General features: G+C 64.3%; 15 protein-coding genes and 1 pseudogene. 11 read left to right on the plus strand and 5 right to left on the minus strand.

The genetic code is table 11. The annotated features are described in order from the left end of the window. Positions 1-67 precede the first annotated feature (67 nt). Positions 68-1,273 carry an aminotransferase class V-fold PLP-dependent enzyme gene (locus J4D52_RS14480; protein WP_025806616.1) on the plus strand — a complete coding sequence of 402 codons (1,206 nt, stop codon included), beginning with the start codon at positions 68-70 and terminating at the stop codon, positions 1,271-1,273. Continuing rightward, positions 1,270-1,674 (plus strand): SufE family protein, encoded by a 405-nt coding sequence (locus tag J4D52_RS14485; RefSeq protein WP_063428611.1) that lies wholly within the window; start codon positions 1,270-1,272, stop codon positions 1,672-1,674. The genes J4D52_RS14480 and J4D52_RS14485 overlap by 4 nt, the downstream gene beginning before the upstream one ends. Positions 1,675-1,773: 99 nt before the next feature. Here the strand turns inward: J4D52_RS14485 and tcdA are convergent, their stop codons facing one another. Beyond that, a complete protein-coding gene (gene tcdA / locus J4D52_RS14490; protein WP_164485748.1) occupies positions 1,774-2,589 on the minus strand; it encodes a tRNA cyclic N6-threonylcarbamoyladenosine(37) synthase TcdA in 816 nt (271 codons plus the stop codon). A 264-nt stretch (positions 2,590-2,853) separates the two neighbouring features. Here tcdA and J4D52_RS14495 point away from each other — a divergent pair, with 264 nt between their 5' ends. From J4D52_RS14495 to J4D52_RS14510, 4 genes are all read left to right on the plus strand, one after another. After that, entirely contained in the window at positions 2,854-5,448 is a 2,595-nt protein-coding gene (locus J4D52_RS14495; RefSeq protein WP_063428607.1) for a glycosyltransferase, read from the plus strand. Positions 5,449-5,645: 197 nt separating this feature from the next. After that, positions 5,646-6,797 (plus strand): succinyl-diaminopimelate desuccinylase, encoded by a 1,152-nt coding sequence (gene dapE, locus J4D52_RS14500; protein ID WP_025806613.1) that lies wholly within the window; start codon positions 5,646-5,648, stop codon positions 6,795-6,797. Continuing rightward, the gene (locus tag J4D52_RS14505) at positions 6,797-7,606 is read left to right on the plus strand and encodes a putative RNA methyltransferase (protein WP_009047200.1); all 810 of its coding nucleotides are present in this window, start codon (positions 6,797-6,799) and stop codon (positions 7,604-7,606) included. The genes dapE and J4D52_RS14505 overlap by 1 nt, the downstream gene beginning before the upstream one ends. Before the next feature lie 83 nt (positions 7,607-7,689). After that, the gene (locus J4D52_RS14510) at positions 7,690-8,067 is read left to right on the plus strand and encodes a hypothetical protein (RefSeq protein WP_007927921.1); all 378 of its coding nucleotides are present in this window, start codon (positions 7,690-7,692) and stop codon (positions 8,065-8,067) included. A 94-nt stretch (positions 8,068-8,161) separates the two neighbouring features. Here the strand turns inward: J4D52_RS14510 and J4D52_RS14515 are convergent, their stop codons facing one another. Next, the gene (locus tag J4D52_RS14515) at positions 8,162-8,371 is read right to left on the minus strand and encodes a cold-shock protein (protein ID WP_007927922.1); all 210 of its coding nucleotides are present in this window, start codon (positions 8,369-8,371) and stop codon (positions 8,162-8,164) included. A 244-nt stretch (positions 8,372-8,615) separates the two neighbouring features. On the opposite strand from J4D52_RS14515, the gene plsB reads away from it, so the two are divergent. From plsB to J4D52_RS14530, 3 genes are read left to right on the plus strand one after another with little or no spacing between them, the layout of a single operon-like run. Then, a complete protein-coding gene (plsB, locus tag J4D52_RS14520; RefSeq protein WP_063428605.1) occupies positions 8,616-11,120 on the plus strand; it encodes a glycerol-3-phosphate 1-O-acyltransferase PlsB in 2,505 nt (834 codons plus the stop codon). 52 nt (positions 11,121-11,172) lie between these two features. Continuing rightward, positions 11,173-11,589 carry a YbaY family lipoprotein gene (locus tag J4D52_RS14525; protein ID WP_063428604.1) on the plus strand — a complete coding sequence of 139 codons (417 nt, stop codon included), beginning with the start codon at positions 11,173-11,175 and terminating at the stop codon, positions 11,587-11,589. Positions 11,590-11,616: 27 nt separating this feature from the next. Beyond that, complete coding sequence (locus J4D52_RS14530; RefSeq protein WP_053277629.1) at positions 11,617-12,306, plus strand: DUF4197 domain-containing protein; 690 nt, start codon at positions 11,617-11,619, stop codon at positions 12,304-12,306. A 115-nt stretch (positions 12,307-12,421) separates the two neighbouring features. On the opposite strand, the gene J4D52_RS14535 is transcribed toward J4D52_RS14530, so the two are convergent. Continuing rightward, positions 12,422-15,487 (minus strand): efflux RND transporter permease subunit, encoded by a 3,066-nt coding sequence (locus J4D52_RS14535; protein ID WP_025806607.1) that lies wholly within the window; start codon positions 15,485-15,487, stop codon positions 12,422-12,424. Between the two features lie 6 nt (positions 15,488-15,493). Then, on the minus strand, positions 15,494-16,594 hold the full coding sequence (locus J4D52_RS14540; RefSeq protein WP_025806606.1) for an efflux RND transporter periplasmic adaptor subunit: 1,101 nt from the start codon (positions 16,592-16,594) through the stop codon (positions 15,494-15,496). A 93-nt stretch (positions 16,595-16,687) separates the two neighbouring features. Here J4D52_RS14540 and J4D52_RS14545 point away from each other — a divergent pair, with 93 nt between their 5' ends. Beyond that, positions 16,688-17,323, plus strand: coding sequence for a TetR/AcrR family transcriptional regulator (locus tag J4D52_RS14545; protein WP_025806605.1), 636 nt, complete (start codon positions 16,688-16,690; stop codon positions 17,321-17,323). An 80-nt stretch (positions 17,324-17,403) separates the two neighbouring features. On the opposite strand, the gene J4D52_RS14550 is transcribed toward J4D52_RS14545, so the two are convergent. Continuing rightward, entirely contained in the window at positions 17,404-18,186 is a 783-nt protein-coding gene (locus J4D52_RS14550) for a class I SAM-dependent methyltransferase (protein ID WP_009042366.1), read from the minus strand. A gap of 94 nt (positions 18,187-18,280) precedes the next feature. Between J4D52_RS14550 and J4D52_RS14555 the strand changes: the two are divergent. Beyond that, positions 18,281-18,630, plus strand: a pseudogene (locus J4D52_RS14555) (energy transducer TonB); the annotation flags it as partial.

An 18,630-nucleotide genomic window follows, 5' to 3' on the forward strand; every position in this document is an offset into this window, starting at 1 on the left:
CGGTTCCACTGCGACCGGCCGGGCGCTTATCATCGGCGCCCGGCCCGTTCAAACGAGTTCTGCCACCATGCTTGTAGCCTCCCCCTGGCGCGCCGACTTCCCGGCCATCGCCGCCCTGCAACGGCAGGACCAGACCTACCTGGACAACGCCGCCACCACGCAAAAACCCCAAGCCCTGCTGGACGCCCTGGCACACTACTACGCCAATGGCGCGGCCAACGTGCATCGCGCGCAGCACCTGCCCGGCGCTCATGCCACCCAGGCGTTCGAGAACAGCCGGCACAAGGTGGCGCAGTGGCTGAATGCCGGTGACAGCGGGCAGATCATCTTTACCCACGGCGCGACCTCCGCGCTGAACCTCCTGGCCTATGGCCTGGAACACCAATTCAACCCGGGCGATGAAATCGTCATCAGCGCCCTGGAGCATCACGCCAACCTGCTGCCCTGGCAGCAACTGGCACACCGTCGCGGCCTCGACCTGGTGGTCCTGCCACTGGACGACGACGGCCTGATCGATCTCGACGCCGCGGCCCGCCTGATCGGCCCGCGCACCCGGCTGCTGGCCGTCAGCCAGCTGTCCAATGTGCTCGGTGCCTGGCAACCCCTGCCGCAGCTGCTGGCCCTGGCCAAGGCAAACAATGCCCTGACCGTGGTCGACGGCGCCCAGGGCGTGGTCCATGGCCGCCACGATGTGCAGGCGCTGGGCTGCGATTTTTATGTGTTCTCCAGCCACAAGCTCTACGGCCCGGACGGCGTCGGCGTGCTCTACGGGCGCAACGAGGCGCTAAAAGGCCTGCGCCACTGGCAGTTTGGTGGCGAGATGGTCCAGCAGGCCGAATACCAGCACGCCAGCTTCCGCCCCGCCCCACTGGGTTTCGAAGCCGGTACGCCGCCGATCGCCAGCGTGATCGGCCTCGGCGCAACCCTGGACTACCTCAGCGGCCTGGATCAGGACGCCGTCAGTGCCCATGAAGCCGCGCTGCACGACTACCTGTTGCACGGCCTGCTGGCCCGCAAAGGTCTGCGCCTGCTGGGCAAGCCGCAGCTGGCGCTGGTCAGCTTCGTGGTCGATGGTGTGCACAACGCCGACCTGGCTCACCTGCTGACCGAACAGGGCATCGCCGTGCGCGCCGGGCATCACTGCGCCATGCCGCTGCTGAAAAGCTTCGGCCTGGCCGGGGCAATCCGCGTGTCCTTGGCGCTGTACAACGACTCCGAGGACCTGGAGCGCTTCTTCGAGGCCCTCGATCAGGCCCTGGAGCTGTTGCGATGAGCCTGCCCGCCGAAGCCCTGGCCGCCCTCGACAGTTTCCAGGGCGCCCCCGGCTGGGAACAGCGCGCCCGCTTGCTGATGCAATGGGGCGAACGCCTGGCGCCGCTGGCTGAAGCCGACAAGGTCGAGGCCAATCGGGTGCATGGCTGTGAAAGCCAGGTCTGGCTGGTAGGCACCTTGCAGAACGGTCACTGGCAGTTCGCCGCCAGCAGCGATGCGCGCCTGATCCGCGGCCTGGTGGCCCTGCTGCTGGCGCGGGTCAACGGTTTGTCCGCCGAGGAGCTGCAACGGGTGGATTTGCCGGACTGGTTCAATCAGCTGGGCCTGTCGCGCCAGCTGTCACCGTCGCGCAGCAATGGGCTGAATGCGGTATTGCAGCGGATGCGCGAACTCTCAGCCTGACGCCCATCCCTGTAGGAGCGAGGCTTGCCCGCGATAGCGGTCTATCTGACACACCGCATTTCGCGGGCAATCGAGCGTCGACCGGCCGCTCCTACAGAGTCAAACGGCTGCGGGCTTGACCCGATCCGCCGGGCGCCGCACGCCAGCCACCAGCTTGTCCACCGCCTTGGTCGCCGCAACCATGCCGAAGGTCGCGGTCACCATCATCACCGCGCCAAAACCGCCGGCGCAGTCGAGTTTCACGCCATCGCCGACAAAGCTCTTCTGCAGGCAGATGCTGCCGTCCGGTTTCGGGTAGCGCAGTTGCTCGGTGGAAAACACGCAAGGCACGCTGTAGTGACGGGTCACGGTGCGGGAAAAACCGTAGTCGCGACGCAGGGTCGAGCGCACTTTCGAGGCCAGCGGGTCGTTGAAGGTCCGGTTCAGGTCACAGACCTGGATCAGCGTCGGGTCGATCTGCCCGCCCGCGCCGCCGGTGGTGATGATCTGGATCTTGCGTCGCTTGCACCAAGCGATCAGCGCCGCCTTGGCGTTGACGCTGTCAATGCAGTCGATCACGCAGTCGATGTTCGGCGTGATGTACTCGGCCATGGTCTCGCGGGTGACGAAGTCCGCCACCGCATGCACGGTGCAAGCCGGATTGATCCCGTGCAGGCGCTCGGCCATGACCTCGACCTTGGCCTTGCCGACCGTACTGTCGAGGGCGTGCAGCTGCCGATTGCTGTTGCTGACGCAGACGTCGTCCAGGTCGAACAGCGAGATCTCGCCCACGCCGCAACGGGCAATGGCTTCCGCCGCCCAGGAGCCGACACCGCCGACACCGACGATCGCCACATGGGCGGCGCGCAAGCGTTCCAGCCCCTCGATGCCATACAAACGGGCGACGCCAGCAAACCGCGGATCTTCTGTACTCATGACCATTACCCCAAAAACCGGCGCGCATTATAGGGCCGATGCCCGCCAAGAGCATCTTTGCCCTATGAATGGCAGCCGGGGCTGCTTTAATAAGTGGAACAATCTGAAAATTCCGTCGCCGAGAACTTAAATCGAGTTGGATTGCCCAACCTGCGGCTTTCCCCTGTGCGCTGTACGCTCAGTCGAAGGCCAGTGTAGGATGCGCGCCGCTTGGCGCATGCCGACCGTCCCCCCGTTCCACACCCTTTGGAACCCGAAATAGCTATGTCATCGCGTAAATTTGGACTCAACCTGGTGGTGGTTCTGGCAATCGCCGCCCTGTTCACCGGCTTCTGGGCACTGGTCAACCGCCCGGTCTCCGCCCCCAATTGGCCTGCCCAAATCTCCGGCTTTTCCTACTCGCCTTTCCAGCTGGGCCAGTTCCCGCAGAAAGACCAGTTCCCGACCGACGATGAAATGCGTCGCGACCTGGAGATCATGAGCAAGCTGACCGACAACATTCGGACCTACTCGGTCGACGGCACGCTGGAGAACATCCCCAAGCTGGCGGAAGAGTTCGGCCTGCGCGTGACCCTGGGGATCTGGATCAGCCCGGACCTGGAGCGCAACGAGCGTGAAATCACCCGCGCCATCGACATCGCCAACAACTCGCGCAGTGTGGTGCGCGTGGTGGTCGGTAACGAAGCGATCTTCCGCAAGGAAATCACCGCCGACCAGTTGAGCGTGCTGCTCGATCGCGTGCGCGCCGCGGTCAAGGTACCGGTCACTACCTCCGAGCAGTGGCACGTCTGGGAAGAACACCCGGAACTGGCCCAGCACGTCGACTTGATCGCCGCCCACGTCCTGCCTTACTGGGAATTCATCCCGATGGACAAGGCCGGGCAGTTCGTCCTCGACCGTGCCCGCGACCTGAAGAAGATGTTCCCGAAAAAACCGCTGCTGCTGTCCGAGGTGGGCTGGCCGAGCAACGGCCGCATGCGTGGCGGCGCCGACGCCAGCCCGGCGGATCAGGCGATCTACCTGCGTAACCTGGTCAACAAGCTCAACCGCCAGGGCTACAACTACTTCGTGATCGAAGCCTTCGACCAGCCGTGGAAGGCCAGCGACGAAGGCTCGGTGGGCGCCTACTGGGGCGTGTTCAACGCCGCGCGCCAGCAGAAATTCAACTTCGAAGGCCCGGTGGTGGCGATCCCGCAATGGCGCGTGCTGGCCATCGGTTCGGTGGTCCTGGCGCTGCTGTCCCTGACCCTGCTGATGATCGACGGCTCGGCCCTGCGCCAGCGCGGCCGGACCTTCCTGACCTTCATCGCCTTCCTCTGCGGCTCGGTGCTGGTGTGGATCGGCTACGACTACAGCCAGCAATACAGCACCTGGTTCAGCCTGACGGTGGGCTTCCTACTCGCCCTGGGCGCGCTCGGGGTGTTCATCGTGTTGCTCACCGAGGCCCATGAACTGGCCGAGGCAGTCTGGGTGCACAAGCGCCGGCGCGAGTTCCTGCCGGTCGAAGGCGACTCCAGTTACCGGCCGAAAGTCTCGATCCACGTGCCGTGCTACAACGAGCCGCCGGAGATGGTCAAACAGACCCTCAATGCCCTGGCCAACCTCGACTATCCGGACTTCGAAGTCCTGATCATCGACAACAACACCAAGGACCCGGCGGTCTGGGAACCGGTGCAGGCCTATTGCGAAACCCTCGGCCCGCGCTTCAAGTTCTTCCACGTCGCGCCCCTGGCCGGTTTCAAGGGCGGCGCGCTGAACTACCTGATCCCGCACACCGCCAAGGACGCCGAAGTGATCGCGGTGATCGACTCGGACTACTGCGTCGACCGCAACTGGCTCAAGCACATGGTGCCGCACTTCGCCGACCCGAAAATCGCCGTGGTGCAATCGCCGCAGGATTACCGCGACCAGAACGAAAGCACCTTCAAGAAGCTCTGCTACGCGGAATACAAAGGCTTCTTCCATATCGGCATGGTCACCCGCAACGACCGTGACGCGATCATCCAGCACGGCACCATGACCATGACCCGGCGTTCGGTCCTGGAAGAACTGGGCTGGGCCGACTGGTGCATCTGCGAAGACGCCGAGCTGGGCCTGCGGGTGTTCGAGAAAGGCCTGTCGGCGGCGTACTACCACACCAGCTACGGCAAGGGCCTGATGCCGGATACCTTCATCGACTTCAAGAAACAGCGTTTCCGCTGGGCCTATGGGGCGATCCAGATCATCAAGCGCCACACCGCCAGCCTGCTGCGCGGCAAGGACACCGAGCTGACCCGTGGCCAGCGCTACCACTTCCTCGCGGGCTGGCTGCCGTGGGTGGCGGACGGCATGAACATCTTCTTCACCCTCGGCGCCCTGCTCTGGTCGGCGGCGATGATCATCGTGCCGCAGCGCGTCGATCCGCCGTTGCTGATCTTCGCGATCCCGCCCCTGGCGCTGTTCGTGTTCAAGGTCGGCAAGATCATCTTCCTCTACCGCCGGGCGGTCGGGGTCAACCTCAAGGATGCGTTCTGCGCGGCCGTGGCGGGCCTGGCGTTGTCCCACACCATCGCCAAGGCGGTGCTGTACGGTTTCTTCACCAGCAGCATTCCGTTCTTCCGCACGCCGAAGAATGCCGACAACCACGGCTTCTGGGTGGCGATCTCGGAAGCCCGGGAAGAGCTGTTCATCATGCTGCTGTTGTGGGGCGCAGCGCTGGGCATCTATCTGGTGCAGGGCGGCCTGCCGAGCAACGACATGCGCTTCTGGGTGACCATGCTCCTGGTGCAGTCGCTGCCATATGTGGCGGCGCTGGTCATGGCCTTCCTGTCGTCGCTGCCAAAACCGCTTGCCGAAAGCGAACCGGTGGCGGCTGCATAAATCGCGGCAAAGCACTAAACGGCGGCCTCTGGCCGCCGTTTTGCTTTAAGATATCCGCCATTTTGCGCGCCTTGCCCCATTACCGTAGGAGCGAGGCTTGCCCGCGATGAGAACCCTGCGGTGCCTCAGCAAACCGCGTCGCGGTCATCGCGACAAGCCTCGCTCCCACACATAACGCCTTGCACCGGAGTTTCCCCATGACGGCCCACGCCGACCTTTCGCCGACCCTGCAACTCGCCTGTGACCTGATCCGCCGCCCGTCGGTGACGCCGGTCGACGCCGACTGCCAGAAGCTGATGATGCAGCGCCTGGGCGATGCCGGCTTCAAGCTGGAGCCGATGCGCATCGAGGATGTGGATAACTTCTGGGCCACCCACGGCAAGCACGAAGGCCCGGTGCTGTGTTTCGCCGGCCATACCGACGTGGTGCCGACCGGCCCGGTCCAGGCCTGGCAGAACGACCCGTTCGACGCGCTGATCGACGAGCACGGCATGCTCTGCGGGCGCGGCGCGGCGGACATGAAAGGCAGCCTGGCGGCGATGCTGGTAGCGGCCGAGCGTTTCGTCGCCGACTACCCGGACCACAAAGGCTCGGTGGCCTTCCTGATCACCAGCGACGAAGAAGGCCCGGCCCACCACGGCACCAAGGCCGTGGTCGAACGCCTGGCGGCGCGCAAGGAGCGCCTGGACTGGTGCATCGTCGGCGAGCCGTCGAGCACCAGCCTGGTCGGTGACGTGGTCAAGAACGGCCGTCGCGGCTCCCTCGGCGCCAAGCTCACGGTGCGCGGCGTACAGGGCCACGTGGCCTACCCGCACCTGGCCAAGAACCCGATCCACCTGGCCGCCCCGGCCCTGGCCGAACTGGCCGCGGAACATTGGGACGACGGCAATGCCTTCTTCCCGCCGACCAGCTTCCAGATTTCCAACCTGAATTCCGGCACCGGCGCGACCAACGTGATCCCCGGCGAGCTGGTGGCGGTGTTCAACTTCCGCTTCTCCACCGAATCCACGGTTGAAGGCCTGCAACAGCGCGTCGCCACCATCCTCGACAAGCACGGCCTGGACTGGCATGTGGAGTGGGCGTTGTCGGGCCTGCCGTTCCTCACCGAGCCGGGCGCCCTGCTCGACGCGGTGTCGGCCAGCATCAAGGACGTCACCGGCCGCGAGACCAAAGCTTCCACCAGCGGCGGCACCTCCGACGGGCGCTTCATCGCCACCCTCGGCACCCAGGTGGTCGAGCTGGGCCCGGTCAACGCCACCATCCACCAGGTCAACGAGCGGGTGCTGGCCAGCGACCTCGACGTGCTGACCGAAATCTACTACCAGACCCTGATCAAGTTGCTCGCCTGATGCTTGCCTGCCCTATCTGCGCGGCGCCCCTGAGCGCCGTCGACAACGGTGTCGTGTGCCCGGCCGGGCACCGCTTCGACCGCGCCCGCCAGGGTTACCTGAACCTGTTGCCGGTGCAGCACAAGAACAGCCGCGACCCGGGCGACAACCAGGCCATGGTCGAAGCCCGCCGCGACTTTCTCAATGCCGGCCACTACGCACCAGTGGCCAGGCGCCTGGCCGAACTGGCCGCCGAGCGCGCCCCGCAGCGCTGGGTCGATATCGGTTGCGGCGAGGGTTACTACACCGCACAGATCGCCCAAGCCCTGCCCCAGGCGGACGGTTATGCCCTGGACATCTCCCGGGAAGCGGTCAAGCGCGCCTGCCGCCGTGCCCCGCAGCTGACCTGGTTGATCGCCAGCATGGCCCGGGTGCCCCTGGCCGACGCCAGCTGCCAGTTCCTCGCCAGCGTCTTCAGCCCGCTCGACTGGCAGGAAGCCAAGCGCCTGCTCAGCCCTGGCGGCGGCCTGATGAAGGTCGGGCCGACCAGCGGTCACCTGATGGAATTGCGCGAGCGCCTGTACGACGAGGTCCGCGAATACACCGACGACAAACACCTGGCGCTGGTGCCCGCGGGCATGGCGCTGCAACACAGTGAAACCCTGGACTTCAAGCTGACGTTGAGCAATCCACAGGATCGCGCCAACCTGCTGGCCATGACGCCCCACGGCTGGCGCGCCAGTGCCGAACGCCGGGCCAGTGTGATCGAGCAGGCCGAGCCCTTCGAGGTCAGCGTGTCGATGCGCTACGATTACTTCGTTCTGCAGTAACCCATTAATCCACGGCCTCGAGCAGCGACTCGGGGTCGAATAAATCCGCGAATGGATTTTTCAGACCCGCAGTGAGGACATCCATGCGCCAACCGGATATCGAGATTTACCTGAAAGACGCCGACGTCGACCACAAGGCCATCGCCGCCTGGCTCGGCGCGGCCCTGGGCCCGTGCAGCGACTGGGTACAGAAAGGCCAGACCTACAAATGCAAGGCCGGCAGCGTGCCGGTGACCTGGCTGCCGAAAGCCGTGGGCAAGTGGAACAGCCTGTACCTGGAAAGCGACCAGACGCCGTGGGACGACGACATCGCCTGCGCCCGCGCCGCCTTCGCCGCGCTGAACGTCGAAGTGCGCTGCGCACCAGGCAGTTGGGTCGAAGAAGAAGGTGAGGAATCGGCCGACCGCTGGATTCGCATCAGCGCCGACGGGGAAGAAGAGATTACCTGGCGTACCGCCTGAATCTGCTTACTGTAGGAGCGAAGCTTGCTCGCGATAGCGTTTTACCTGACACAACGCTATCGCGGGCAAGCCTCGCTCCTACAAGCCACAGCGCTTACAAGCCCACTACATCCTCAGCCTGCAAACCCTTCTGCCCCTCTACCACGGCGTATTCAACCTGCTGCCCTTCGGTCAGCGAGCGGTGGCCTTCACCACGAATAGCACGGTAGTGGACAAATACATCGGCACCACCTTCACGCTGAATGAAGCCGTAGCCCTTGGCGTCGTTGAACCACTTCACGCTGCCGGTCTCGCGAGTTGCCATCAATCCATCCTCCGTCTTTTTATTATCAGTCGGCTTACTGAAACGAAGCCGTGAGAACTTTCGCCTGGACCTGGGTTTCTATTGATGGGCCCCACATGCCCAGGCGTCAGTCGGGCGAGTATATGACAGGCACAAAAACTCTCAACTCAATCTTGTTTGCCGCTTTTTTGCCGATTTTCGGTGAATCCGGCACACTAGCCGCCCCGAGCAACTGCTCGGTTTTTTCCACTAAAGCAGAAGCCGTATGACCCGCTCCCCGTTCCGCCGTCTTGTGTTTGGCACCTTGCGCCGACTGTTGTACCTCTGGGTTCGCTCGGAGACGATCAACCAGTCGTCCTTCACCCTCAACCTCGACCGCAGTCGTCCGGTGTTCTACGTCCTGCAAAACCCTTCGCTCACCGACCTCGCCGTGGTCGATACCGAGTGCACCAAGGCCGGGTTGCCGCGCCCGGTGCTGCCGGTCTCCGTGGGCAACCTGCTGGAACCCGCCGCGTTCTTCTACCTGACCCCGGCCCCGGACTGGCTCGGTCGCCAGGACAAGCGCGGCGCGCCACCGCCCCTGACCCGCCTGGTCAGCGCCCTGAGCCAGAATGCCGCCGAAGACGCGCAGATCATTCCGGTCAGCGTATTCTGGGGCCAGTCGCCAGACAGCGAATCGAGCCCGTGGAAACTGCTGTTCGCCGACAGCTGGGCAGTCACCGGGCGCCTGCGCCGGCTGCTGAGCATCATGATCCTGGGCCGCAAGACCCGGGTGCAATTCTCCGCGCCAATCCACCTGCGCGAACTGATCGAGCACAACAAGGGCCACGAACGCACCGTGCGCATGGCCCAGCGCATCCTGCGGGTGCATTTTCGCAACCTGAAGGCCGCGGTGATCGGCCCGGACATTTCCCACCGGCGCAACCTGGTCAAGGGCCTGCTGAACCAGCCGCTGGTCAAGCAGGCGATCCTCGACGAAGCCGAACGGGAAAAGATCTCCCCGGAAAAAGCCAAGGCCGTGGCCCTGCGTTATGGCAACGAGATCGCCTCGGACTACACCTTCACCGCGATCCGCTTCCTCGAAGTGGTACTGAGCTGGTTCTGGAACAAGATCTACGACGGGATCAAGGTCAACCACATCGAAAGCGTGCAGAAAGTCGCCCCGGGCCACGAAGTGATCTACGTGCCCTGCCACCGCAGCCACATCGACTACCTGCTGCTGTCCTACCTGCTGTTCCGCAACGGCCTGACCCCGCCGCATATCGCCGCCGGGATCAACCTGAACATGCCAGTGATCGGCAGCCTGCTGCGAAGGGGTGGAGCCTTCTTCATGCGCCGCACCTTCAAGGGCAACCCGCTCTACACCTCGGTGTTCAACGAATACCTGCACACCCTGTTCACCAAGGGCTTCCCGGTGGAATACTTCGTCGAAGGCGGGCGCTCGCGCACCGGACGCATGCTGCAACCGAAAACCGGGATGCTGGCCATCACCCTGCGCAGCTTCCTGCGCTCCTCGCGCATGCCGATCGTCTTCGTGCCGGTGTACATCGGCTACGAGCGCGTGCTGGAAGGCCGCACCTACCTGGGCGAACTGCGTGGCGCGAGCAAGAAGAAAGAGTCGATCTTCGACATCTTCAAGGTCATCGGCGCCCTCAAGCAGCGCTTCGGCCAGGTGGCGGTGAACTTCGGCGAGCCGATCAAGCTGGCCGAGTTTCTCGATCAGGAACAACCGGGCTGGCGCGCCCAGGAGCTGGGCCCGCAGTTCAAGCCGGCGTGGCTCAACGAAACCACCAACCGCCTGGGTGAAAAAGTCGCCCAGCACCTGAACGAAGCGGCGGCGATCAACCCGGTCAACCTGGTGGCCCTGGCGCTGCTGTCCACCAGCCGCCTGGCCCTCGACGACCGTGCCATGGCCCGGGTCCTGGACCTGTACCTGGCGCTGCTGCGCAAAGTCCCCTACTCGCCCCACACCACCCTGCCGGAAGGCGATGGCCGGGCCTTGATCGAGCATGTGAAGGACATGGACCTGCTGTCCGAGCAGAGCGATGCCCTGGGCAAGATCCTCTACCTGGACGAGCAGAACGCCGTCCTGATGACCTACTACCGCAACAACGTGCTGCACATCTTCGCCCTGCCGGCGTTGCTGGCGAGCTTCTTCCAGAGCTCGTCGCGCATGAGCCGCGAACAGATCCTGCGCTACACCCGCGCGCTCTACCCCTACCTGCAGTCGGAGCTGTTCATCCGCTGGTCCCTGGACGAGTTGGACGGGGTGATCGACCAGTGGCTGGAGGCCTTCGTCGAGCAAGGCCTGCTGCGCTTCGAGAAGGACCTGTACCTGCGTCCGGCGCCGAGTTCGCGGCACTTCGTGCTGCTGACCTTGCTGTCCAAGAGCATCGCCCAGACCCTGCAACGCTTCTACATGGCCATCTCGCTGCTGCTCAACAGCGGCCAGCGCAGCATCAGCGCCGAAGAGCTGGAGGACCTGTGCACGGTCATGGCCCAGCGCCTGTCGATCCTGCACGGCCTGAATGCCCCGGAGTTCTTCGACAAGAGCCTGTTCCGCCATTTCATCCAGACCTTGCTGGAGCAGGACGTGCTGCGCCGCGACGAGGCCGGCAAGCTGAGCTACCACGAACTGCTCGGCGAACTGGCCGAAGGCGCGGCCAAGCGCGTGCTGCCGGCGGAGATTCGCCTGTCGATCCGCCAGGTGGCCCTGCATCGCAGCGAAGATGCCGCCGAACAGGTCGCCGCTCCGCAGCAAAACGACTAGATTCTTATCGGCGCCAGGCGGTTTCTGGCGCCCCCCGATACGGAGATCCGTCATGAAAAAGCTCAGCCTGCTCGCCCTTACCACCCTGCTCGCCCTTACCACCCTGCTCGGGGCCTGTAACAGCATGCAACCTGCCAGCAAAGCCAGCCTCGATGGCGAAGTCTTCTACCTGCAACGCATCGCCCTGCCGCCGGCCGCCACCCTGAGCGTCAGCCTGCAGGACGTGTCGCTGGCCGACGCCCCCGCGGTACTGCTGGCCGAACAGAAAGGCCCGGTCAAAGGCCAGGTGCCGCTGCCCTTCCACCTCAGCTACGACCCGGCCCAGGTCAAACCCGGGCACCGTTATTCGGTCAGCGCGCGGATCGAAGTGGCCGGCAAACTGCTGTTCATCACCACCGAGCACAACGGGGTGAAACTCGACGGCAGCGATCCGCAACCGCTGAAAATCCGCGTCGACGCGGTTCGTTAATCCCTTTTCTCGAACAAGGAAGCTGTCATGCTCCGTTCTTCCCTTCGCTTCACCAGCCTGTGCGCCGGCCTGCTGATCTCCGCCAGCGCCCTGGCGCTGTCCCTCGGCGACCTGTCGCAACAAGACGCCACTGGCGGCCTCAAGGATGCCCTGACCCAGGGTGCCCAGGTCGCGGTCAAACAGTTGGGCACCGCCGGCGGCTTCAGCAACAACCCGGACGTGCGCATCGAACTGCCGGGCAACCTCGGCAAAGTGGCGAAGAAAATGAAGCAGTTCGGCATGGGCGCCCAGGTCGATGAACTCGAGACCAGCATGAACAAGGCCGCAGAGGCCGCTGTGCCGCAGGCCCAGGCGCTGCTGGTGGATGCCGTGAAGAAGATGAGTGTGGAAGACGCCAAGGGCATTCTCAGCGGTGGCAAGGACTCCGCCACCCAGTACCTGAGCAAGACCAGCCGCGAGCAGATCCGCGTGAAGTTCCTGCCGATCGTCAAGCAGGCCACCGACCAGGTGGGCCTGGCCAAGCAGTACAACGCCTTCGCCGGCCAGGCCGCCACCCTGGGCGTACTGGACGCGAAGAACGCGAATATCGAAGGCTACGTGACCGAACAGGCGCTCAACGGCCTGTTCGAGATGATCGGCAAGCAGGAAGCGACCATTCGCGAGAACCCGGCGGCAGCGGCCACCAGCCTGGCGAAGAAGGTGTTCGGTAGCCTGTAACCCCTACCTGTAGGAGCGGCCGGTCGACGCTCGATTGCCCGCGATGGCCTCGCTGCGGTGTGCCTGACACACCGCGGCGTCTAAATCGCGAGCAAGCTTCGCTCCTACAAACGCATCAGGTTTTCTTGACCCGGAACCAGGCCGCATACAACGCTGGCAAGAACAGCAGGGTCAGCGCCGTCGCCACAATCAGCCCGCCCATGATCGCCACCGCCATCGGCCCGAAGAACACGCTGCGTGACAGCGGGATCATCGCCAGCACCGCTGCCAGCGCGGTCAGCACGATCGGCCGGAAGCGCCTTACCGTCGCCTCGATGATCGCCTGCCACGGCTTGAGCCCGGCAGCAATGTCCTGCTCGATCTGATCCACCAGGATCACCGAGTTGCGCATGATCATCCCCGACAGCGCGATGGTGCCGAGCATCGCCACGAAGCCGAACGGCTGGCGGAACACCATCAGGAACAGGGTCACGCCAATCAGCCCCAACGGCGCGGTGAGGAACACCATCGCCGTGCGCGAGAAGCTGCGCAGTTGCAGCATCAGCAGGGTCAGCACCACTACGATGAACAGCGGTACGCCGGCCTTCACCGAGTTCTGCCCGCGCGCCGAGTCTTCCACGGTGCCGCCGACGTCCAGCAAGTAACCGTCCGGCAGTTCGGCGCGGATCGGTTCCAGGGTCGGCAGAATCTGCTGCACCAGGGTCGCCGGTTGTTCCTTGCCATAGATGTCGGCCCGCACGGTGACGTTCGGCAGGCGGTTGCGGTGCCAGATGATGCCTTCCTCGAAGCCGTACTCCAGGGTCGCGACCTGCGACAGCGCCACGCTCTTGCCGTTGTCGGTGGGCACCGCCAGGCTCGACAGCAGCGACAACTCGGTGCGTTCATGCAAGGTCCCGCGCAGCAGGATCTCGATCAACTCGTTGTCTTCGCGGTACTGGCTGACGCTGGAGCCGGTCAGCGAGCTTTGCAGGAACTTCGCCAGGTTGGCCGTGCTCACGCCCAGGGCCCGCGCACGGTCCTGATCGATATTGAGGTAGACCACCTTGCTCGGTTCTTCCCAATCCAGGTGCACGTTGGTCACATGGGGGTTCTCGCGCACCTTGGCCGCCACCTTGCGCGCCAGGGCCCGCACTTCTTCGATGTGTTCGCCGGTGACGCGGAACTGCACCGGGTAGCCCACGGGCGGGCCGTTTTCCAGGCGGGTAACCCGCGAACGCAGGGCCGGGAACTGTTCGTCGAGGGTTTCGATCAGCCAGCTGCGCAGGCTTTCCCGCTCCTCGATGGTCTTGGCCAGCACCACGAACTGGGCAAAACTCGCCGCCGGCAGTTGCTGGTCCAGGGGCAGGTAGAAACGCGGCGAACCGATACCGACGTAGGCCACGTAGTTATCGATGCCGGCATGATCCTTGAGCATGGCCTCCAGGCGCTTGACCTGATCGGCGGTGTTGCTCAGGGACGCGCCCTCGGCCAGTTTCAGGTCGACCATCAGCTCCAGTCGCCCGGAAGCCGGGAAGAACTGCTGCGGCACGAAGCGGAACAGCATCACCGAGGCGATGAACAACAGCACGGTCAGGGCGATCACGGTTTTGCGCCGGCGCACGCACCACTCCACCATCCGCCGCACCCGCTGATAGAACGGCGTGCCATACGGATCGGGCTGGCCGTCGGCGGTACCGTGCTTGGCCGCGTGCAGCTTGGCCAGGTCCGGCAGCAGCTTCTCGCCCAGATAGGGCACGAATACCACTGCGGCGATCCACGAAGCCAGCAGGGCGATGGTCACCACCTGGAAGATGGAGCGGGTGTATTCGCCAGTGCCGGACTGCGCCGTGGCGATCGGCAGGAAGCCGGCGGCGGTGATCAGGGTACCGGTGAGCATCGGGAACGCGGTACTGGTCCAGGCGTAGCTGGCAGCCTTGAGCCGGTCATAGCCCTGCTCCATCTTGATCGCCATCATCTCCACCGCGATGATCGCGTCGTCCACCAGCAGGCCCAGGGCCAGCACCAACGCGCCGAGGGAGATCTTGTGCAGGCCGATCCCCAGGTAATACATGGTGGCGAAGGTCATCGCCAGTACCAGCGGGATCGACAGGGCCACCACCATGCCGGTGCGCACGCCCAGGGAAAAGAAGCTCACCAGCAGCACGATCGCCAGGGCCTCCACCAACACCCGGACGAATTCACCGACGCCGGTCTTCACCGCGGCCGGCTGGTCGGAAACCTTGCGCAGCTCCATGCCGGCGGGGAGGTTTTTCTGGATCCGGGCGAACTCCTCTTCCAGCGCCTTGCCCAGCACCAGAATGTCGCCGCCATCCTTCATCGCCACCGCCAGGCCGATCGCGTCCTGGCCCATGAAGCGCATGCGCGGCGCCGGTGGATCGTTGAACCCACGACGCACATCCGCCACATCGCCGATGCGGAAGGTGCGGTCGGCCACCCGGATCGGGAAACTGCTGATCTGCTCGACGCTCTGGAAATTACCGGACACCCGCAATTGCAGGCGCTCGCTGCTGGTCTCGAAGAAACCGGCGGTGGACATCGCGTTCTGTTCTTCCAGGGCCTGCTGCACCGCCGCCAGGGGCAAACCCAGGGTCGCCAGCTTGACGTTCGACAACTCGATCCAGACCTTCTCGTCCTGCAAGCCCAGCAGCTCGACCTTGCCCACGTCCTTGACCCGCTGCAGCTGGATCTGGATGCGGTCGGAGTAATCCTTGAGCACTGCGTAGTCGAAACCGTCGCCGGTCAGTGCATAGATATTGCCGAAGGTGTCACCAAACTCGTCGTTGAAGAACGGGCCCTGGATACCTGGCGGCAAGGTGTACCGGATATCGCTGATCTTCTTGCGCACCTGATACCAGAGCTCGGGGATCTGCGCCGAGTGCATCGAGTCGCGCGCCATGAAGGTCACCTGGGACTCGCCCGGGCGGGAAAACGAGACGATGCGCTCGTACTCGCCGGTTTCCATCAGCTTCTTTTCAATGCGTTCGGTGACCTGCCGGGAAACCTCCTGGGCCGTGGCGCCCGGCCAGCTGGTGCGGATCACCATGGCCTTGAAGGTGAAGGGCGGATCTTCGCTCTGGCCCAGCTTGGTGTAGGACAACGCCCCGACTATGGCCAGCAACAGCATCAGGAACAGCACGATCTGGCGGTTGCGCAACGCCCATTCGGAAAGATTGAAACCCATCGGGGATTACTCCTTGGCCGCCAGATTGACTACGCGGTTGGAGCGATCCACCGGGCGCACCTGCTGCCCCTCATGGAGCACATGCACACCCGCCGCCACCACCCAGTCGCTGACTCCGAGGCCTTCGAGTACCGGTACGCTCTTCTCGCCAAAGGCGCCGAGACGCACCGGGGTCTTTTTCAGGGTGTTGTTGGCGTCTACCCGCCAGACATAGGCGGCACCGTTTTCCGCGGTCACCGCCGACAGCGGTACCGACAGCGGCACACTGCCCGCTGTCTGAATGAACACTCGGGCACTCTGCCCCAGTTCGGCCGGGACCTTGCCGGCGGTAAAGGCAATGCGGGCGGCAAAGGTGCGGGAGCGTGGGTCGGCGGCCGGCGACAGCTCACGGATCTGCCCGGCGAAACGTTGGTCGGGCTGGCTCCACAGCTCCACCGACACCGGCTGGCCGATGCGGAAGCGGCCAAAACCCTGCTCCGGCAGGCTGATCAGCACTTCTCGCTCGCCGTCGGTGGCCAGGGTGAAGACGGTCTGGCCGGCGGCAACCACCTGGCCGACCTCGACCGTGCGCCGGGCCACGACACCATCCTGGGGCGCGCGCAGCACAGCGTAGCCGGCCTGGTTGCTGGCCACGTCGAACTCGGCCTTGATCTGCTTGAGCCGGGCCAGGCCCGAGCGATACAGATTCTCGGCGTTGTCGTACTGGGAACGGCTGACCAGTTGCCGATCCATCAGGGTCTTGTAGCGATCACGCTCGGAGCGCACCAGGTTCAAGTTGGCTTCGGCCGCCGCCACCTGGGCCCGGGTGGCTTCCAGTTGCAGCCGCACGTCCTGCGGATCGAGCTCGGCCAATGGCTGATCGGCCTTTACCCGCTGCCCCTCATCGACCAGTCGTCGGCTGACCTTGCCCCCGATCCGGAACGCCAAGTCCGGTTCGTAACGCGCGCGGACCTCGCCAGGGTAGCTGTCCATTGCCTGCGCCGCGGGCTCTGGCTGCACCACCATGGCCGGGCGAACGGTGGTCTGCGCCGTTTCTTCATGGCCGCACGCGGACAGCAGAACGGCCAGGCTGACTGGCAACGCGAGGGGTAAGGCATAGCGGAACATGGTGAGGGACCTTTCGCTAAGGGTGCTTCGAATAATTATACTGGCGGGTATGTTATTAATAGCAAACTCACCAGTCCAGTATTAAAGCGAAGAATGTCCGACAATCTTTCTACCTCAAACGGCCCCGGCCGCCCCAAGGACCCGGCAAAACGCCAGGCCATTCTCGAAGCCGCGAAAACGCTGTTCATCAGCAATGGCTACGCCAATACCAGCATGGACGCGGTGGCTGGCGAAGCGGGTGTTTCCAAACTGACGGTGTACAGCCATTTCAACGACAAGGAGACCCTGTTCTCCGCCGCGGTGATGGCCAAGTGCGAGGAGCAGTTGCCAACGCTGTTCTTCGAATTGCCTGCCGGCATGCCGATCGAAAACGTGCTGCTGAATATCGCCCGGGGCTTTCACCTGCTGATCAACAGCGAAGAATCCTTGAACCTGCATCGCCTGATCATGGCCCTGGGCAGCCAGGACCCGAAGCTCTCGCAGATCTTCTTCGAGGCCGGACCGCAGCGCATGCTGCAAGGCATGGAACGGCTGTTGACCAGGATCGACCAGAGCGGCGCCCTGAGCATCGACAAACCGCGCAACGCCGCCGAGCATTTCTTCTGCCTGCTCAAGGGCGCGGCGAACTTTCGCCTGCTCTACGGCTGCGGCGCGCCGTTGAGCGACGAAGCCGCCGAGGAGCATGTGCGGGAGGTGGTGGGGTTGTTCATGCGGGCGTATCGAGCCTGAAAGCCCTATCGCGAGCAAGCTCGCTCCTACAGGTCAAGTCTCTGTAGGAGCGAGTTTGCTCGCGAAAAAACCGATGAAGTTCAGGCCTTGAGCGCCTTCTTCGGATAGATATCGTAGCGGCTGGATTTGCCGTCCAGCGCATGGCTCGGCTTGGGGCCTGCGATGCACGGCGCCTTGCGCGGGCGCTTGACCACCACCCGGTGGCTGGCCAGGGCCAGGGCGGCCTCCAGCAGCGCCGGAGCATCCGGGTCGTCCCCGACCAGCGGGCGAAACAGGCGCATTTCCTTTTTCACCAGCGCGGTCTTTTCCCGATGCGGGAACATCGGGTCCAGGTAGATCACCTGGGGCGGCTCGCCCTCCCAGTTGCGCATCACCTCGATCGAGTTGCCCTTGAGCAGACGCATGCGCGCCACGATCGGCGCCACCTCGAAATCCTCGCCAGCCCGGGCCAGGCCGTCTTCCAGCAAGGCGCCGATCAATGGCTGGCGCTCGATCAGGCTCATCTCGCAGCCCAGGCTGGCCAGGACGAACGCATCCTTGCCCAGCCCCGCCGTGGCATCCAGAATCCGCGGACGCACGCCCTGGGCGATACCCACCGCCTTGGCGATCATCTGCCCGCTACCGCCGCCGTATAGCCGCCGGTGCGCCGCGCCGCCCTCGACAAAGTCCACCCGCACCGGTCCTGGCGCATCGGCCCCGAGCTGCTGCAACTGCAAGCCCTGCTCGCCGACCTGCAGGGCGAACTCCGCCTCGTCGATCTGCAACGGTAGCCCCAGTCGCTCGGCCCAGTGCGCCGCCTGCGGCTGGAATGCATCGGCCAAGGCCTCGACTTTGATGCGGCAGGCCGCTGGTTGCTCACTCATCTGAAAACACGCTCAAAAAATTAATGATCGGCAAAAACTGCCGATAAAAGAACTATCCGGCATTTTGCCAGAGCTGAGCGTCGACCCGAGAGAAATGTCAGACATTCGAAGCCTATCCATTGGCGTCATATCGCCCCACGGCGATTACGGCCTCAAAAATTCCCAGGCACTGAGCGGCGTCAGCCATCTGTGGCAGGATTTTTTTGCCCAGGCGCTGGCCGAGCAGCGCGGCGATGGCACGAAGGTCACTGACGACAGCTCTCTGGTGGCCGTGAACGGCCCGACCGAACCCCATGGCGGCAGCGACCTGCTGACGCAAATCGTTACCCAGCGCCATTGCGACGTCCAGGACACCGAGATCCGCCCGCCGGAGCCGCTGTTCCTGCCGATCGCCGAGTTCGAGACCGAGCTGCTGGACAAACCCTTCCCGCCCTTCCCGCCGGA

The sequence above is a fragment of the Pseudomonas sp. GW460-12-10-14-TSB1 genome (genome assembly GCF_017349775.1).
GTDB classification, from domain to species: Bacteria; Pseudomonadota; Gammaproteobacteria; order Pseudomonadales; family Pseudomonadaceae; genus Aquipseudomonas; species Aquipseudomonas piscium.